The following is an 18,141-nucleotide window of genomic DNA, read 5'->3' as shown; positions in this document are numbered from 1 at the left end:
ACCCATGTAGCAAAATACACCGATCAGGAAGTGGAAAATTACCAACTGGTAAGGACCACCGTTGTACAGCCACTCGTCTAAGGAGGCGGCTTCCCAAATTGGGTAGAAGTGCAGGCCGATGGCGTTGCTGGAAGGAACCACGGCTCCGGAGATGATGTTGTTGCCGTACATCAAGGAACCAGCTACGGGTTCGCGGATGCCATCGATGTCCACAGGAGGAGCGGCGATGAAGGCGATGATGAAGCAGATGGTGGCAGACAGTAGGGTTGGGATCATCAGGACGCCGAACCAGCCTACATACAGGCGGTTGTCGGTTGATGTAACCCAATCGCAAAACCGTTGCCATACGTTGGCGCTTTCGCGTCTTTGTAAGGTTGTGGTCATGTTTTTATGAGTGCTTTGAATTTTCTAGGTTCGGTATGAATGAGGCGAAGTTTGTCTCGCCTTGTATTTAATAATATTTACATTTATTCGTATTTGTCCAGTCTTTTTTTGTTCATAAATCCGAATCACTGTCATTTCATTTACTTATGAGTGGCTGAGAATGCGGTAGGGTTAGCGATCGCAAGCGAGACGTGTCAGCCAGGAGTAGTGGGCGATCGCTTAATGTAATGCCCTAAAAATCAAAGTAAATGTAGGGAAGACCGCCTTGGGGCGCAAATATCCAGACAATGTAGAAACACAATGGCACCAGCAGCAGCTTCAGAGGCCAATTAAGCTGTAACTTGAGACCCCGATGGACGGCATAGACGAGGAGCATCGACGCGGCTAGCAGCCAAAGCAGTAGACCTAACTGAGATGCATTCACACCCAGCGCCTCCCCGTAGACTTTTTCGGCAAACTGGGCATCAGCAGACTGACCCCAGAGGTGCTGAATCACCCAACTGGATTGTTTCAGATTCGGTAGGCGGAAGAAAATCCAGGATGTGAACACCATAAACTGGGTTAGCAACCACGCAAGCAGTACACCCGGAAGGCTTTTCCACCAATTTCTAGCTTTTTCAGACTGGCGGGAGTGGGCTTCTGTGAGGCGGTGAGCCACTAAAGCAAGACCGTGATAGGCACCCCAGACGACATAGCCCCAAGCTGCTCCATGCCAAATCCCAGCAATTAACATGATAATTAGCAAATTTAGGCAGGTACGGCGCAGCCCTTGGCGCGAACCCCCCAAGGGAAAATAGAGGTAGTTTCGCAACCAATCGCCTAGCGTAATATGCCAGCGCCGCCAAAAATCAGCAATGCTGGTACTGAAGTAAGGAAAATTAAAATTCTCCGGGAGATTGAAGCCTAAGAGGATGGCACTACCACGGGCGATATCTACGTACCCACTAAAATCCAGATAGAGTTGCAGTCCGTAGGCAGCGATCGCTAACCACAAATCGCCGCTGCTCGCTCGCTCTAAGTTACCAAAACACAAATCAACAAAAATTCCCAGCCGATCTGCCAAAAGCGCTTTTTTAACTGCACCGCAGGCAATCAGCCACAGTCCTTCTGTAATCTGATTAAGTGTTGGAAATTGCAGCGTTTTGAGCTGAGTTGAGAATTGATGGTAACGAGTAATTGGCCCTGCAATTAGCTTGGGAAAAAATAACTTATAAGCTGCAAAATCGAGAAATCGCTCCGTCGCTGGGGCACCACGATATACATCAATTAAATAAGCAATGCACTCAAAAGAAAAGAAGCTCAAACCTAAAGGCGCAATTAAGTGAGTGCTGACCCAACTGGCGCTATTTTCGGCAACGGGTAGCGATGTTCCGGTGAATTGTTCGTAGAAGCCCGCCACCGAATTTAAGAAGAAAGGTACATACTTAAAGCTCACCAACAATAAGACATTCAGAACAATCCCCAACCATAAAAACTTTAGTCGCTGGCGATTCCAAAACGCTTGATCGAATTGCCAATCTTCATGGGGATCGGTCGCGTACATCCCTAATGCTGTATTTTCTCCAATTGCCTTACCTAAGCTGAAGTTCATCAAAGTAATAGCAATCAGCAAAGGAATATAGGCGACTTGCGGCGAAGCTAAAATTTGCAGCCAATGCTCATTCACCAAAGTTGGCGCTTGCAGTGAGGTATAGAAAACCAGACTGACAACAAGCAACGTCCACATCTGCAAAGACTGTTTTTGGAACGACCAGTAAATTCCCAAAACGCTGAGCAGAAAAACTCCGTAGATAAGAGAGATAAAAGTCATTTTTGAAGACTGAGGAGTAAGGACTGAGGGCTGAGGACTGAGGGCTGAAGGCTGAGGACTGAGGGTAAATAAGAAGAATTGAACTGAGTAAAAGAATGAGAGAAGTTTATCTTGGATATTGGGCACTCATTTTACTCCTGATTGACTCAGTCCTCAGTCCGCACTTCGTGCCGCTTCGTTAATATGACTCAGTCCTATTTAGCAGGAAAATAAGGGTAAACAACAAGGATTGAACTGAGTAAAAGAATGAGAGAGATTCATCTTAGGTATTCGGTAATCATTCCACTCCTGACTCACTCAGCCCTCAGTCCGCACTTCGTGCCGCGCTAACATGATTCAATCCTATTTAGCAGGAAACTAAGGGTAAACAAGAAGAATTGAACTAAGTAAAAGAACGGGATAAATTCAGCTTGGGTATTGGGCACTCATTCCACTCCTGGTTCACTCAGTCCTCAGTCCTCTTAACTCAGTCCTATTTAGCAGGCCAGGGAATCATGGGATCTTCGGCTAGCTGGTTAGAAACTTCATAAGCACCGTAGCGGTTGAGGTGGCTGGGGTCGGAAAAATAATCGTGTTGAGTAGGATAAAGCTGATTTAAGTCTCGGAAAATCAGCCCTTTTTGGATTGCTTGCGATCGCATATACTGCTGAAATTCTTGCTCATATTCTATGCGTACTGGATCTAAGTAATCCTGGGTCAAAGGCAGGTTTATAAAAACAATCGGAATTTGACGCGCTTGGGTAAATTGCAGCAGCGATTCTAGTGCTTGGGTTTGCTTGCCTTCCATCTTGAAAGCGTAGTAATCGCTGTCATAGTCGCCGCTGACTCTGGCATATTGCTTGTAGTAGGTGGCAGGATTGTAACGAACGGTGAGGGGAAGGAAGCCATCAAAATCGATGGCAAATTGGCTGGCTGTCAATGCTTGGGGAGTATCGGTAGCTCCCTCAGGAGTTGTTTTTGCTGGTTTTGCCCAAACAACATACAGATCCCGCAACCGCGTTTTCATTTGGTCGCGCTGGGGATAAGTCGCTGAGAATGTTCCTAGCGTCTCATTGAGCCAATTATTAACCATTTGATAGCTTTGCGTTAAGGAACCGCTGGCTCCTTTATCCGCCGTCGCCGGAGTTTTTGCCGGTGGTGCCGCCGTCGTTCGGCTGGGACTTCCTGGGGTTGAATTCTGCTTGGGGAAAGTACCGGCAAGCAGATGTTGGTAGCCTTGCGAGTTAGCGATCGCATTATAGGTGGCATCTATCCGCCCGCTATTAAACGCTCTGGCACCATCCGCCCAAATAATCAGTTTTGGCAGTTGCTCTGGCGTCAAAACTTGGCGAACCATCAAATCTACTACTTGAGCCGTCGCACCGTTGATGCCAAAGTTAAACACCTGAACACCCGGATATCCCTGCGCTGCCAGTGCTTCTTCCAGCGCTTGAGGATCGACCCCCCGCATTGCCCTAGAACTGCCGACTATCCAAACATCCGGGGGAACTCCCCGTCTTTGTAACAGCATCTGTTGGTAGAGAGCCACTTTTTCGTCTAACAATCGGTTATTAAAAGAGGGATTAGAACTTCGCGCGGCTGCCAAAATTGCTGCTGATGCGGCATTCCGCTGGGACTTTTCACCCTCGTTCCTTACTGTGATATCTCCTTGGCGAGTGAATCCTTCAGAGTTGAATACAGGAGCCTGTGAGCCACGAGATTTTTGCAGAGACATCTGGGGCAAGGAAACTGACGTATCCTCGATCGGTTCTCGCGGGTCAAGGGTTGATTTGCCGCTGACCGCTGACGCTTGATTAATTGGCGGTTTTGACTTCAAGATCGCAGACAGAAACCAATCCGTTTGCAGCGTGAGCAAGACTCCCAGTATCCCCCAGACCAAAGCTACGACGAAACCTTGGTAATAAGTGTAGGTGGAAGTGCTAAGTTTGCCTGAAGCAACGGGTGCCAGGTCTTTAATCTCTACCGTGGGAATAAACAATTGGGAAGCGCATAGCCATTGCTGGATGGTTCGAGTCACTTTGAAAGAGACAGCGCTAGCGGCTACTTTGAAGTCTTCCTTAGTGACATCAGAACGCAGAACGGGTTCGTTACTGCCAGAGAGGAGATCTCCTAGATAAACATCGCTGGCAGCAAATTCTGGGGTTGCTTCCGGGACCAGTCGTTTGCGAGGGGTGAAATCAACGCCCATCTGCCACAAGGGAGTGGAATGACCGGCGCGACGCCCATAAATTCGCACCCCTTTAATACCGGGAATCGCCAATCCACGCAGGAACTTGGCAACTGGTGGCCCGACAGCAGATTGCTGCGGACTAGAGAGTGCCTCGCTCATGATGTGCAACAAATCTTGTTTGCGGCGCAGAGATAAACGAATGCCACCCGTTGTTAATCGCTCGTCTATGTCGGGATTGAGTAAGCGTTGTAATAAAAACTGAATTGCATTCAGATCGCCCCGTTGCGCCAATTCCAAAGTAGATTCTGCTAAAGCGGGATCTCTGGACGCAGGTAAATTCAGCCATTCAATCCAGATTGGCGTTTCTTGTTCCGGGACTGGTGTTACACCGTGAGTCTCAACGCCGTAAATGGTGGCAGCGTGAATGCCTTGCGTTGTCAGAGACTCTAAAACGGGAGCGATCGCACTCGTTGCGGTTTTTCGATCGGGTGCAGCGATCGCAATCTCAGCCGCATCGCTCGTGGCAGATGCGGTGTCGCCCGCTGCTTTTAGCTGCTTGAAGAGCTTCTGGCTACAAAATAAATGCAGCGTTGAATCTTTCAAAACTGCGGAGATTTGCATCTCCTGCGCGTTTAACACTTGATTGAGCAAGCGGGCGATCGCTTGGATATCTCCCCAACGCGCCCAATCCTTGAGCATTTCTTCTGGAGGGGTCAGATCCACTTGCAACCGCCAATCGGGAGCCGCTTCTCCTCGGACCTGGCTGCAAATCACAGCATCCCGAAACCCTTCCAGCTTCAAATTTCGCAACTGAGCCGCCACCGGCTCCGCCATCAGCGACTCATCGGTGCTGTAGTTAGAATCGCAAAGTACCCACAGACGACGGGCAACCGCTGGTGAAGCCGGGGACAATTCTTGATTTTGTCCAGCTCCCCGGCTTCCTGGCTCCCTCCCAAGCGTCTGAATCACGACCTTGACTCCGACTCCCATTGGGCTGAGCGTTTCGCTCAGATAACGCGCGATCGCTTCTGGTTGACCGGAGCGAGCGAGGCTGCGGTTGGAGACTCTCAGCCCGTCAGCATCGCTAGTTACTCCTCGCTCGGCAGTCATTTCCTGCCCATCCGTTGGCGTCGCAGCAGCTACGCCTGCGGCATCTGACGCCTGATGCAGTTCCAGCCGCTCTAGGTGAATTTGCTTGATCCAGTCTGGGCGCTGGATGCCCAGTTTCCGACCATAGAGAATCACCTGGTCAATGGGAGCGTCTTGCGGGGGGAACCCAGCTCCTCCTTCCTTCCCCTTCAGTGCCTCGACAAATCGGCTCACAACGGGTCCAGCAGGCGGACATTCGGAGCCTTCACAAAGAATATGCAGGTTATTCCCTCGTAAGCGAAATCGTAGGCGCACTTCCGGAAGACCGATAGCGCGGGAAACCCACTGGGCGAGGGAGGATTGACCCTCTAAATAGGCGATCGGATCGGCATCCAACATCACAAAGAAAGTACCCTGGACTTGCAACAGATGAAAAGACGATGAAGCATGAACGCTGTAGCCCGGAGGGCGCACCCTGCGATTGGAAGTCGCGCTTAAAGGTTGTCACAAAGGATGAAAAATTGGTTGAACACCAAAATTTCAGGATATACTTCACACTTCATACTTCATACTTAATACTTCATACTTAATACTTCAGCAAGCGTTAACCGCTCCGAACGTCCCCAAGCTTTGTACAATTGCTTCTAGATTCTCAGTAGTCTTACACAAGACTGCCATTGGTGCTACCGAATTATTGCCCTTGTGCCATAGCTATTTGCCGAACGCCCCGCGCTTAGGACAGTAGCGCTGAGGAGCGTGTTCCCGTCCTACTATGCCCTAGGAGGCTATCGCTGTATTATTCAGATGCATAAACTAGAAGGATAAGTGCCCCTTGTGCTGTTTAAATTCTGACCTCTTTTATTTGTTTGTCTAAAAAAAAATTAGTTTTCATCTAGACCTTCTCCCATGCAAACTCTTCCTAACAAAAAGCAACCGTCAACCGCCGAGAATGCAACGTCTGCAACTCCCGAAATTTGGTTGAGTTTAGCCACGGTGCCGATGCTACTCGGAGTTTTAGGCATCAAAGCAGTCAGCGAATTGCTATGCGCCATTGGACAAAATAGTGAGGAAGTATTTCGGGGCGATCGCTTGCCGGTTCTCCACGTACCCACCCCAGGAAACACATCACAGGAAGGGGAAAATGAGGAAGAGTAGCGGAAAGTAGATAAAAATAAGCTCGCCGACAAACTAGGACGCGATCGCGTGTCTTTGAAGCGAGGCGTTAGCCTAGCGCTGAAAGAGTCAGTTCGCAACCCCTCCCTTTTTCTGGAAAAACCCAGTTGGTGTTCGCTGTAAACCACTTGCTGGGACTAGAAACCCTAAAATTAGGTGATTATTCTTCTTTAGAGAGAATAGACTCTATGAGTTCCCTACTGCAATCGACGGATCAGCCATTGACGGTAACATCTACTTCTGCTTTATTTTTACGTCATCGCCTCAAAGTGGTGGAGGACTTATGGGAGTCTGTTCTCCAGCAGGAATGCGGTCAGGAACTGGTCGATCTGCTTAATCAACTTCGATCGAGGTGTTCGCCAGAAGGACAGGCAACAGAATTGCCTGAATCAGTGCCTCAGCTGATCGAAAAGCTTGATCTCAATGCAGCGATTCGAGCCTCACGCGCCTTTGCTCTCTACTTCCAGCTCATTAACATCGTCGAGCAGCACTACGAACAGCGGGATCAGCAGCTTTCCCGACGTGCTACCTACAACGCTCCTGCTGGTGAGGCAGCACCGCGTAAACTTCCTAGCCTGCAAGGAGATGGGGACTCCGCCATTGTGTTGTCGCCAGAGGACATGGAGGAAGAAAACCAAAACGGTGGACCGGGCGCGGATTTGCTTGAAAAGAGCTGGCACCACGATGGCACAGCCAAACGAAATGCCGGGACATTCCACGGGTTGTTTCCCCATTTGCGCCAGATGAATGTGCCTCCGCAGCAAATCCAGCGCTTGATTGACAATCTGGACGTACGGCTAGTTTTTACCGCTCACCCGACGGAAATTGTTCGCCATACGATTCGCGGCAAACAGCAGCGGATTGCTAAGATTCTGCAACAGCTAGACCAGGCAGAAGAAGAATTTAGAGCCTTAGGTTTGACGACTTCTTGGGAAGCCGAGGCTTGCATCGAACAATTAACCGAAGAAATTCGCCTCTGGTGGCGCACCGACGAACTGCATCAATTTAAACCAACGGTGTTGGATGAAGTGGATTACACCCTCCACTACTTCCAGGAAGTGTTGTTTGATACGATTCCTCAGCTTCATCAACGCCTAAAACGCGCCTTAAAAGCTTCTTTTCCGGGACTAACTCCCCCTGTAAACAACTTCTGCCAGTTTGGTTCTTGGGTAGGGGCAGACCGGGATGGAAACCCCTCAGTCACCCCGAAAGTCACTTGGCAAACCGCTTGCTATCAGCGCGGTTTAGTGCTGGAGAAGTATATCCAATCGTTGCGGCAACTGACGAATCAGCTCAGCTTGTCGTTGCACTGGAGCGATGTCTTGCCAGATTTGCTGGACTCCTTAGAGCAGGATCGGTCGCAAATGCCAGAAGTATACGAGCATCTGGCAATTCGATACCGACAAGAGCCTTACCGCCTGAAGCTGGCATACATTCAGCAGCGTCTGCAAAATACCAGCGATCGCAACCGGCGACTTTCGGATGGAGAAAACTTGCATCGGCAAATCTCAGATAGCCAGTCTCACGTCGTTTACCGCTCTGGAGAAGAATTTCTAGCAGAACTTCGGCTGATTCACCGGAACCTGATTGAGACGGGTTTATCGTGCCGGGATCTGGAAAATTTAATTTGTCAGGTAGAAATCTATGGCTTCAACTTGGCGCACTTAGATATTCGCCAGGAAAGCACTCGCCATTCCGACACCTTCAACGAAATAACTCAATACCTGCAAATTCTGCCCAAAGCATACAACGATCTATCGGAAGCCGAGCGCGCGCTGTGGCTGGCAACGGAACTGCAAACCAAGCGCCCGCTAATCCCAGCAGAATTGCCATTTTCTGAAAAAATTTGCGAAACCGTTGAAACCTTCCGAATGCTGCGGCAGCTCCAGCTAGAGTTTGGTTCTCAAATTTGCCAAACTTACATCATCAGCATGAACCGGGAAGCCAGCGACGTTCTGGAAGTGCTGCTGCTGGCAAAAGAAGCGGGTCTGTATGACCCCTCCACAGGAAAGAGCAGCATCATGGTGGTGCCGCTGTTTGAAACGGTGGAAGACCTGAAGCGGGCACCCGCAGTCATGCAAGATTTGTTTGAACTGCCTTTGTATCGCGCTTGTCTTGCAGGAGGCTACGAAAACGTTAAAGATTCGCAAGCGTTAAAGGTTGAGGATTCAAACCAACCTGCCAACTTGGAATCTCCAACCTATAACCTGCAAGAGGTGATGCTGGGCTACTCAGACAGCAACAAGGATTCCGGCTTCTTGAGCAGTAACTGGGAAATCCATAAAGCTCAGAAAGTGCTACAAAAAATCGCCGAACAGTACGGCATCGCTTTACGGATTTTCCACGGGCGCGGCGGTTCGGTCGGTCGCGGCGGCGGTCCCGCCTACGAAGCGATCTTGGCTCAACCCGGTCATAGTATCAATGGGCGGATCAAAATTACCGAACAGGGGGAAGTGCTGGCTTCTAAATACTCGTTGCCAGAATTAGCTCTGTACAACCTGGAAGCGGTGACAACCGCTGTGATTCAGGCAAGCTTGCTGCGAACCGGGTTTGATGATATTGAGCCGTGGAACGAAATCATGGAAGAGTTGGCAACGCGATCGCGTGCCCACTATCGCGCCTTGATTTACGAGCAACCCGATTTAGTCGATTTCTTCCACCAGGTGACGCCCATCGAAGAAATCAGCCAATTGCAAATCAGCTCTCGTCCTGCTCGTCGCGGCGGTAAAAAGGATTTAGCAAGTCTGCGGGCAATTCCTTGGGTCTTTAGCTGGACGCAAACGCGCTTCCTGCTGCCGAGTTGGTACGGCGTCGGGACAGCATTGCAGGAGTTTTTGAACGAAGAACCCGAAGAAAATCTGAAGCTGCTGCGTTATTTCTATTTCAAGTGGCCTTTCTTCAAGATGGCGATTTCTAAAGCAGAAATGACCTTGTCGAAAGTCGATTTGCAGATTGCTCACCACTACGTGCGGGAGTTGTCCCACCCGGAAGATCGCGATCGCTTTGAAGCCTTATTTGAGCAAATCAAGAGCGAGTTTCACCTCACTTGCGATTTAGTTCTGACGATTGCGGGTCACAAACGGCTGTTGGATGGCGATCCAGTCCTGCAAAGGTCTGTGCAGTTACGCAACGGCACGATTGTCCCTCTGGGCTTTTTGCAAGTCTCTCTGTTAAAACGCCTGCGTCAACATGGCAAGCAAGCAGCCTCTGGTGTCGTCCATTCTCGTTACAGTAAAGGCGAATTGCTACGCGGGGCGCTGTTAACGATTAACGGGATTGCCGCCGGGATGCGGAATACGGGTTGATGGGGAATGGCTAATCAGTCAGGTCAAATCTGTTGAATTGTCCATAAAAGAACCCCACCCCCAGCCCCTCCCCGCAAGCGGGGAGGGGAGCCGGAGACGCAGGCTTTGGCGGGGTGGGGTTCCGGAAAATTGTGGCTAATCAGTCAGGTCAAATCTGTTTCATTACCCATAGGAGAACCCCACCCCCAGCCCCTCCTCGCAAGCGGGGAGGGGAGCCGGAGACGCAGGCTCTGGCGGGGTGGGGTTCCGGAAAATTGTGGGGAATAAACGGGATTTGATATCATTAACCATTACAAATAATTAGCCATTAGCTGTTAGCCATGAATAAAAAACGTATGTTAATTTGTACTTTTATGGCGTTAGCATCGGGTTGTTTCGGTGCTTACATGGGGGTACAAATTAAGTTACTGGCTGATAACCAACGCTGCGAAAGTATGACAAAAAATACCTTGGAATTCGCAGTATTCAAGACGGCGTGTCAAGCTTGGATGATGCCGGGAGCTTATATGCAAGGTAGCAGCAGCGGTTTGTGGGCGGGAATGGTTATGGGAGCTTTTATCGCGGGTTTGGCAACTCACCACAAGCAGCCTGAGTGAATTGATCTAAAGAGGAAGTTTAATAGCGGGTTGAGGAGAAGCGAATCGCCCTCTAATCTTCTACTATCTTCTCTCGAATCCAATCCACAATATCTGCAATCAAGTTCGGCTGACTGGGAGAGAAGGTTTGGAGATTACAAAGTTTAGCGCACACTACACAAATTGCGCCGTCAAATTTGCTTAAAGCATTAATAAATGCCTCGCTAAACCCCAGATATGATTCTTTATCTGTGCTTTCGTAGAAAACTAAAACTAGCTGACGATCGCTTTTACGCCTCAACTGATGCCAATAAAATTTTAGCTGTTGCAGGGTTGTGGGTTCGCCGTTTTGACGTTCTGGGAAATCTTGCCCGATCAGCCGATCGTAAATGTCGAGGGTGGGGTTTTCGCGATCGATGAACTTGCTGCCGTCGATGCAAATGGGTTGTACTTTATCCCTCAACTGAGGAGCGTTGTTAATGGCGGCGTGAAGAATTTCGGGTAAGTCAGCTGAGTTGATAGTTGGGTTTTTGGAAGTCGTTGTCTGTTCTACTTGCGTTTGCTGATGCCAAGCTTGATAAAATTTGGAATATGGTAACTCTTGAGCACATTGCCAGAGAATTTTGTAGCATTTATCAAAGCGATCAAAATTGGTTTCATAGACTTCATCGGTTAGGCAGCGCTGCAAAGCTGAAACAGATGAGGGCATCTGATTGATTTGCAGAATTTTCCCCAAACTATAAGCAGCCATCCTATAGGTAGGCTCATTTTCTGTAGTTTCCAGAATCCGGGATAACTCAGCAATTGCCACTTCGTTTCCCGTGCCAATTTTCCCCAAACTCTCGGCAGCCCTCGTACGGGTAGCCTCATCTTCTGTGGTTTCCAGAATCCGGACTAACCCAGCAATTGCCACTTCGTTTCCTGGGTCAATTTTCCCCAAACTCTCGGCAACCCTCGTACGGGTAGCCTCATCTTCTGTGGTTTCCAGAATCCGGAGTAACCCAGCAATTGCCACTTCGTTTCCTGGGTCAATTTCCCCCAAACTCTCGGCAACCCTCGTACGGGTAGCCTCATCTTCTGTAGTTTCCAGAATCCGGAGTAACCCAGCAATTGCCACTTCGTTTCCTGGGTCAATTTTCCCCAAACTCTTGGCAATGCTCGTACGGTTATAATCATCTTCTGTGGTTTCCAGAATCCAGCGCAACACAGCAATTGCCACTTCGTTTCCTGGGTCAATTTTCCCCAAACTCTCGGCAGCCCTCGTACGGGTAGCCTTATCTTCTGTAGTTACCAGAATCCGGAGTAACCCAGCAATTTCCACTTCATTTCCCGTGCCAATTTCCCCCAAAATATAGGCAACGCTCGTACGGGTATCCTTATTTTCTGTAGTTTCCAGAATCCGGAGTAACCCAGCAATTGCCACTTCATTTCCCGTGCCAAATTTCCCCAAACTACAGACAATGCTCCAACGGGTATCCTCATTTTCTGTAGTTACCAGAATCCGGAGTAACCCAGCAATTGCCACTTCATTTCCCGTGCCAAATTTCCCCAAAATATAGGCAACACTCGTACGGGTATAATCATTTTCTGTAGTTTTCAAAATCCGAAGTAACCCAGCAATTGCCACTTCGTTTCCCGTGCCAATTTCCCCCAAAATATAGGCAACACTCGTACGGGTATAATCATTTTCTGTAGTTTCCAGAATTCGGAGTAACCCAGCAATTGCCACTTCGTTTCCCGTGCCAATTTTCCCCAAACTATAGACAACGTTCGTACGGGTATAATCATTTTCTGTAGTTTCCAGAATTCGGAGTAACCCAGCAATTGCCACTTCGTTTCCCGTGCCAATTTTCCCCAAACTATAAGCAGCCATCCTACAGGTATCCTCATTTTCTGTAGTTACCAGAATCCGGAGTAACCCAGCAATTGCCACTTCGTTTCCTGGGTCAATTTCCCCCAAACTCTCGGCAACCCCCGTACGGGTAGCCTCATCTTCTGTGGTTTCCAAAATCTGGGCTAACCCAGCAATTGCCACTTCGTTTCCTGGGTCAATTTTCCCCAAACTCTCGGCAACCCTCGTACGGGTAGCCTCATTTTCTGTGGCTTCTAATAAGTTGATGAGTTTATTAATGACAAGGCTACAGTTAGTGTGTAACAAAGATGCTCTCGCTGCCTTAACAAGCGGTTCGAGATATGTCCACCATTCTTGTTTGTCAATGTTGAAATAACCAAAGCCCCATTTAATGATTAGCGTTACTATTTCATCTGCCCAAGGACAATCCTGAAACTCTGCAACCCCAGCTGAGGCTAGAAAATAGGCTCGATACCCATAAAAGTCATCGCACCCATCCCTGAACTCTATCAATGCCTGAATAAACTTCTCTTTCTGCTCCTTTTCCACATCCTCTCGCCCCAGCCACAGCAAAATCACTTCTTTCCACTGCGGCTCAAAAATCCGGTAAACATTCCCCGGTAATGGTTGAGGATTCTCATTGTCGTGAGTCAAGAAAAAGTGCCAATCCTCAATCGCCAGCGCTGCAAAATATTCCTGAAACGTCAGATGATAGAACGCATAAACAGGTTCATCGGTTTCCCCATCTCGGTACACCAAATTCAGCCAACCAATCTGTCGCGCTAACTCAAACCGGGATTCCCCCATCACCTGATATGCCAGCGACTCCCTCAGCTGTGACTGATTCTCAATTGCCGCAAGCGCCAACCTTCCCAATGCTGCATTCAATTCCTGCCGTTGCTCCCAGCTGATGGGAAACTCGTTCTTTTTCCACTCATAGAAATCTTCTCGAAATCGCTGGTAAAGCGTCGCCTTCGTCTTCGGCAACTCCCCTTGCTTCACCGCCCAGGTTTGACACAACAGCGTTAACCGCAAAGGATTTCTAATCAAATCCCGAATCCGTTCCCGCCCCGACTCGCCTAACTTCTCCCGTAACTGCTTCCCTAACTCTGGTTTCCCCGCCCTAGCAAACCACTCCCCAATAAACTCCCCCACCTGCGGATCGTCAAAATCCAGGGTGCGATAAACATCACAATTCGGCACTACCCGATCGTTTGCTTGCCAAACATTCAGCCGACAGGTTAACAGGGTTTGCGCCTGCGCCACCCAACCCCTCAGCTGATTTGCAATTCCTTGTAGAGGCGAATTTGCCTCCGTGGATGTATCCGCCCGTATTTCATCCACCCCATCCAACAGCAACCAAACCTGATGAGAATTAAACAACTGCATCAACTCAGTTTGCATCTGGGCTGATATCACCATTCCTTGAAGAGACAGCGCCTCCTTCAGCCAAAGCTGGAGTAAATACTCTTCCAAAGTTTTCCCATCCAAACTCCCCAGATGAATGCAAATCGGCAACCGGGAAACATTTTCTGAATCCTTAAGATAACGGGCAATTTGCTCTAACCACGTACTTTTCCCCGCCCCCGGTTCCCCAATAATCGCAATAGTCTTGCCCTTTCCTGCCTCAATCACCTGAGAGAGAAACGCTTTCGCTTCAAACCGCTTCTCAATTTCCTTCTCACTCAGCTGATATTGCAACCGCCCCTCATCTGCGGATGGGCAAAACTCCTCACCTCGTCGAGGCTGAGTTATCGGTTTTACCAATCCCAGCGGCACATAGATACCCACCTCATGCCCCAACCCCGTACCCGTCGCCTGTCGCCGGAATTGGTAACGCCTCAGCTGTTCCTCCAGCATTTTGTGGCAGATATCGCCCCAGTCAATCGGGTTTTCTGGCGTTGTATCTGGGGGATTCGGTTTTTTCGGATCGATTAACTCTGCTAGTTCTAAATTTAGGGAGGATGCGATCGCGATCGCACTCTCATAGTCAACATCTTCGTTCCCTGAGAAAAACCGCTTAACCGTCTTTTCACTCACCGATGCTGCTGTAGCAATGTCCAAATAAGTCCAACGCCTGCCTTTGTAATTGCGTTTAGCAGCTTTAGCGTCCATGAGTTTCTGCTTTCCAGCCTCGTTTACCTGAACGCTGTTGCGATTGCGGATTTCAGCCATAGTCAACGGAAAAGAGCAGTTGCGGATATTAATAGCTTAGGCGGCGTCACGGTTTGATGAGGGTCAGAAAGGGTCACTTAATCTCTGTCCCTAAGAGTTCGGCGGTTTCTCCAGGCGATTCGCTTTCGTGGAATTGTAAGGTTCAGCAATTCCACAAATGACCACCAACCTGTTCAAATATTTACTTATAGTTGAAAACCCAGAACTTCAAGCTTTACTCTTACTTGTTCTTATCCTGTCCTCAGACTCAGTTAATCTTAAGAAAGCCAGCGCTGTATCATTCCTTGTCCAAGCAGGATTGATTGATATCGGGGGCATTATTTCAGTTATGTCGGGAACATCCTTGCCATTAGTCATCCTTATGATGTTGGCGCAAGGCGTTTATTTGATTATCGATGCTTACCGCGCCGAAAAAAGTGGTCAGTAGACGAAGCGCGGGGCGAAGCATTCGCATGAATAATATTGGGTTAAGTAGCATAGGCGATCGCGCTTTCTTCTTTGCCCCTACCGCTAACCATCTGCACTATCGTTGAGTTGAATTGGAAAAGTATATGAAAAAACGCCGATGGGTGTGGTTCTTTAGTTTGCTGTTTGCTTCCCTGCTGGTTGTTACCAGTTGCGGCAACAATTTCGATGATGTCAAAAATCTCAAAGCCGGTGTTGGTAAGCAAGTTATCGTTTTAGGCGATAGCATTGCCTCTGGATATGGCGTGGAAAAGACAGAAGCTTTTCCCAGCGTGTTGAGTCGTCAACTCGGTTTGCCAATACTGAATCGCGGTGTTAGCGGCGATACAACCGCAATGGGGTTGAGTCGTTTACAAAAAGATGCGATCGCGGCAGAACCTTGGCTGGTAATTGTTGAATTAGGCGGAAACGATTTTCTGCGAAAAATTCCCAAAACAGAGACAGAACAAAACTTGCGGCAAATCGTAACTTCGATTCAACAACAAAAAGCAATTGTTGTGCTGCTAGGAATCAATCTCGGCTACATAGAAGATGAATATGATGAACTTTATCAGCGTGTTGCTAAAGATACACAGGCATATTTAATTCCACAGGTTTTAACTGGAATTGTCGATAATCCAAAAAATCGCCAGGAAGATATCATTCATCCAAATGCCGCCGGACACCAGCTTTTAGCTTCCCGCGTTGCTAAAAATTTACAGCCCTTATTAGCCCAGGCTACTTGGCCTCCAACCTTGTTGCAATATCGACGGAGTGCGAATCAAACATAGGAGCGATTTGCACTGAAACTGTTAAAAATTTCCCATAAATCGCTTTTTGTCAAGTCTCTTTGGTTGTAAAGGAATAAAATAGACATTAGCCTCTAGAGCTGACTTTCGCTGTTACGAATAAGAGGTAAAGATTTCGTAACAAGTCCTACAGAATTGGATCGTAGAAAGTCTGTATCCAATAAGAGTTTGCCCTTGTCTATTTCACTAGAGATTCTTTTATGACCTCCTCGATCCGCTTCCTCATGTGCGCTCCCGACCATTACGACGTGGATTATGTGATTAATCCCTGGATGGAGGGCAATATTCACAAATCCTCGCGCGATCGCGCCGTCGAGCAATGGCAAAAGCTTCACTACGTCCTCAAAGACCATGCCATTGTCGATTTGGTTGCACCCCAACGCGGTGTGCCTGATATGGTGTTTACAGCCAATGCTGGGCTGGTGCTGGGAGATACCGTCGTCCTGAGCCGCTTCTTCCACAAAGAGCGGCAGGGTGAGGAGCCTTATTTCAAGCAATGGTTTGAGGAAAAAGGCTATAAGGTGCATGAACTGCCTAAAGACTTGCCGTTTGAAGGCGCGGGCGATGCGCTGCTGGATCGAGAGGGGCGCTGGTTGTGGGCGGGATACGGCTTCCGCTCAGAACTCGATTCTCACCCGTTGTTGGCAAAGTGGCTCGACATCGAAGTGCTATCGCTGCGACTGATGGATGAGCGGTTCTATCATCTGGATACCTGCTTCTGTCCCTTGAGCGGCGGCTATTTGCTGTATTACCCCCCCGCATTTGATTCCTACACCAACCGCTTGATTGAAATGCGAGTTGCGCCGGAGAAGCGGATTGCCATTGAGGAAGCGGATGCAGTGAACTTCGCCTGCAACGCTGTGAATATTGACCACGTTGTGGTGATGAATAAGGCGAGTGAGGCACTCAAAAAACGCCTTGCCGATGTTGGATTTCAAGTTATCGAAACACCGCTGACAGAATTTTTGAAAGCCGGTGGCGCTGCTAAGTGCCTGACGCTGCGGGTGACGGAACCCGTCCGAGAAGAAGTCCATGCCAATGTCTCGGTGGAAAGCCGCACGATTCGCCTAGAAGGGCATTTGCTGGACTCCGGCTTAATCAACCGTGCTTTAGATTTAGTCGTAGAAAATGGGGGCAGCTTCCAGGTTCTCAACTTCAGTCTGGGAGAGCAACGGCAAAGTACCTCCTCTGCGGAGGTGAAAGTGTCGGCTCCTTCCCACGATGTGATGGAAGCGATTTTGTCGCAGCTTATCGATTTGGGTGCGGTGAATTTGCCCCAAGATGAGCGCGATGCCAAGCTGGAAGATGTCATCCAAGCTGGGGTAGCGCCAGATGATTTCTATGTGTCCACCATTTATCCCACAGAAGTCAGAATCAATGGGGAGTGGGTGCGGGTGCAAGATCAGCGCATGGATGGCGCGATCGCCATTACCCAAACTCCCAACGGACGGGTAGCACGGTGTAAACTGCTCCGGGATTTAGAAGTCGGCGAACAGGTGGTCGTTGATGTCGTCGGTATCCGCACGGTGCGGAAGACGGAATCCCGCGAACAGCGCAACACCCAAGAATTCAGCTTTATGTCTGCCGGGGTTTCCAGCGAACGCCGCGTGGAATTGGTAGTGGAACAAGTTGCCTGGGAACTTCGCAAAATCCGCGATGCTGGCGGTAAAGTGGTGGTGACAGCAGGGCCAGTGGTGATTCATACTGGCGGCGGCGAACACCTGACGCATCTGATTCGGCAAGGTTATGTGCAGGCGTTGCTGGGAGGAAATGCGATCGCTGTCCACGACATTGAGCAGTCCATGTTGGGAACTTCGCTGGGTGTGGATATGAAACGCGGCGTCGCTGTTCGGGGGGGACACCGCCATCACCTGAAAGTAATTAACACGATTCGCCGTTATGGCAGTATTGCCAAAGCTGTTGAGAACGGTGCGATTAACAGCGGTGTCATGTATGAGTGCGTCCGCAATGGCGTCCCCTTCTGCCTTGCCGGTTCCATCCGCGATGATGGCCCCTTGCCAGATACTCAGATGGACTTAATTAAAGCTCAGGAAGAGTATTCCCAACTGCTGCAAGGTGCAGACATGATTTTGATGCTCTCTTCGATGCTGCACTCAATTGGAGTGGGAAATATGACACCAGCCGGGGTGAAAATGGTCTGCGTAGATATTAACCCAGCCGTTGTTACCAAATTGAGCGATCGCGGTTCTGTCGAATCCGTCGGCGTCGTCACTGATGTCGGTTTATTCCTCAGTCTGTTAGTGCAACAGCTGGATAAATTAACCAGTCCTTATCACATTGCTCAAACAGCTTAATTATTGTGTAAACACGATAGGGTGGGCACTGCCCACCCTA

General features: G+C 49.1%; 9 protein-coding genes and 1 pseudogene. 6 read left to right on the top strand and 4 right to left on the bottom strand.

The window, feature by feature from the left end; translation table 11 throughout:
- From NDI44_RS06365 to NDI44_RS06355, 3 genes and pseudogenes are all read right to left on the bottom strand, one after another.
- Nucleotides 1-384, bottom strand: a pseudogene (locus NDI44_RS06365) (photosystem II q(b) protein); the annotation flags it as partial.
- A 232-nt stretch (nucleotides 385-616) separates the two neighbouring features.
- Nucleotides 617-2,194, bottom strand: coding sequence for an MBOAT family protein (locus NDI44_RS06360; protein WP_190412906.1), 1,578 nt, complete (start codon nucleotides 2,192-2,194; stop codon nucleotides 617-619).
- A 472-nt stretch (nucleotides 2,195-2,666) separates the two neighbouring features.
- The gene (locus NDI44_RS06355) at nucleotides 2,667-5,927 is read right to left on the bottom strand and encodes a DUF1574 domain-containing protein (RefSeq protein WP_339380674.1); all 3,261 of its coding nucleotides are present in this window, start codon (nucleotides 5,925-5,927) and stop codon (nucleotides 2,667-2,669) included.
- A 432-nt stretch (nucleotides 5,928-6,359) separates the two neighbouring features.
- Here NDI44_RS06355 and NDI44_RS06350 point away from each other — a divergent pair, with 432 nt between their 5' ends.
- From NDI44_RS06350 to NDI44_RS06340, 3 genes are all read left to right on the top strand, one after another.
- Nucleotides 6,360-6,608, top strand: a complete 249-nt coding sequence (locus NDI44_RS06350; RefSeq protein WP_190412911.1) for a hypothetical protein — start codon at nucleotides 6,360-6,362, stop codon at nucleotides 6,606-6,608.
- 206 nt (nucleotides 6,609-6,814) lie between these two features.
- Nucleotides 6,815-9,931: a phosphoenolpyruvate carboxylase gene (ppc, locus tag NDI44_RS06345; RefSeq protein WP_190412848.1), complete on the top strand. Its 3,117-nt coding sequence runs from the start codon at nucleotides 6,815-6,817 to the stop codon at nucleotides 9,929-9,931.
- 320 nt (nucleotides 9,932-10,251) lie between these two features.
- Nucleotides 10,252-10,527, top strand: a complete 276-nt coding sequence (locus NDI44_RS06340; RefSeq protein WP_190412847.1) for a hypothetical protein — start codon at nucleotides 10,252-10,254, stop codon at nucleotides 10,525-10,527.
- A gap of 52 nt (nucleotides 10,528-10,579) precedes the next feature.
- On the opposite strand, the gene NDI44_RS06335 is transcribed toward NDI44_RS06340, so the two are convergent.
- Complete coding sequence (locus NDI44_RS06335; protein WP_190412846.1) at nucleotides 10,580-14,533, bottom strand: HEAT repeat domain-containing protein; 3,954 nt, start codon at nucleotides 14,531-14,533, stop codon at nucleotides 10,580-10,582.
- 157 nt (nucleotides 14,534-14,690) lie between these two features.
- On the opposite strand from NDI44_RS06335, the gene NDI44_RS06330 reads away from it, so the two are divergent.
- The 3 genes from NDI44_RS06330 to NDI44_RS06320 all read left to right on the top strand — a co-directional run bounded on the left by NDI44_RS06330 (nucleotide 14,691) and on the right by NDI44_RS06320 (nucleotide 18,101).
- The gene (locus NDI44_RS06330; protein WP_190412845.1) at nucleotides 14,691-14,960 is read left to right on the top strand and encodes a hypothetical protein; all 270 of its coding nucleotides are present in this window, start codon (nucleotides 14,691-14,693) and stop codon (nucleotides 14,958-14,960) included.
- Nucleotides 14,961-15,084: 124 nt separating this feature from the next.
- Nucleotides 15,085-15,768, top strand: a complete 684-nt coding sequence (locus NDI44_RS06325) for a GDSL-type esterase/lipase family protein (RefSeq protein ID WP_190412844.1) — start codon at nucleotides 15,085-15,087, stop codon at nucleotides 15,766-15,768.
- 218 nt (nucleotides 15,769-15,986) lie between these two features.
- Nucleotides 15,987-18,101 carry a TIGR00300 family protein gene (locus tag NDI44_RS06320; RefSeq protein WP_190412843.1) on the top strand — a complete coding sequence of 705 codons (2,115 nt, stop codon included), beginning with the start codon at nucleotides 15,987-15,989 and terminating at the stop codon, nucleotides 18,099-18,101.
- Nucleotides 18,102-18,141: the final 40 nt, after the last annotated feature.

Source organism: Trichocoleus sp. DQ-A3, assembly GCF_039961975.1.
In the GTDB taxonomy this organism is placed as follows: domain Bacteria; phylum Cyanobacteriota; class Cyanobacteriia; order Cyanobacteriales; family FACHB-T130; genus FACHB-T130.
Note: the sequence above shows the minus strand (reverse complement) of the source record. Positions and strands in the feature narration are given on the sequence as shown.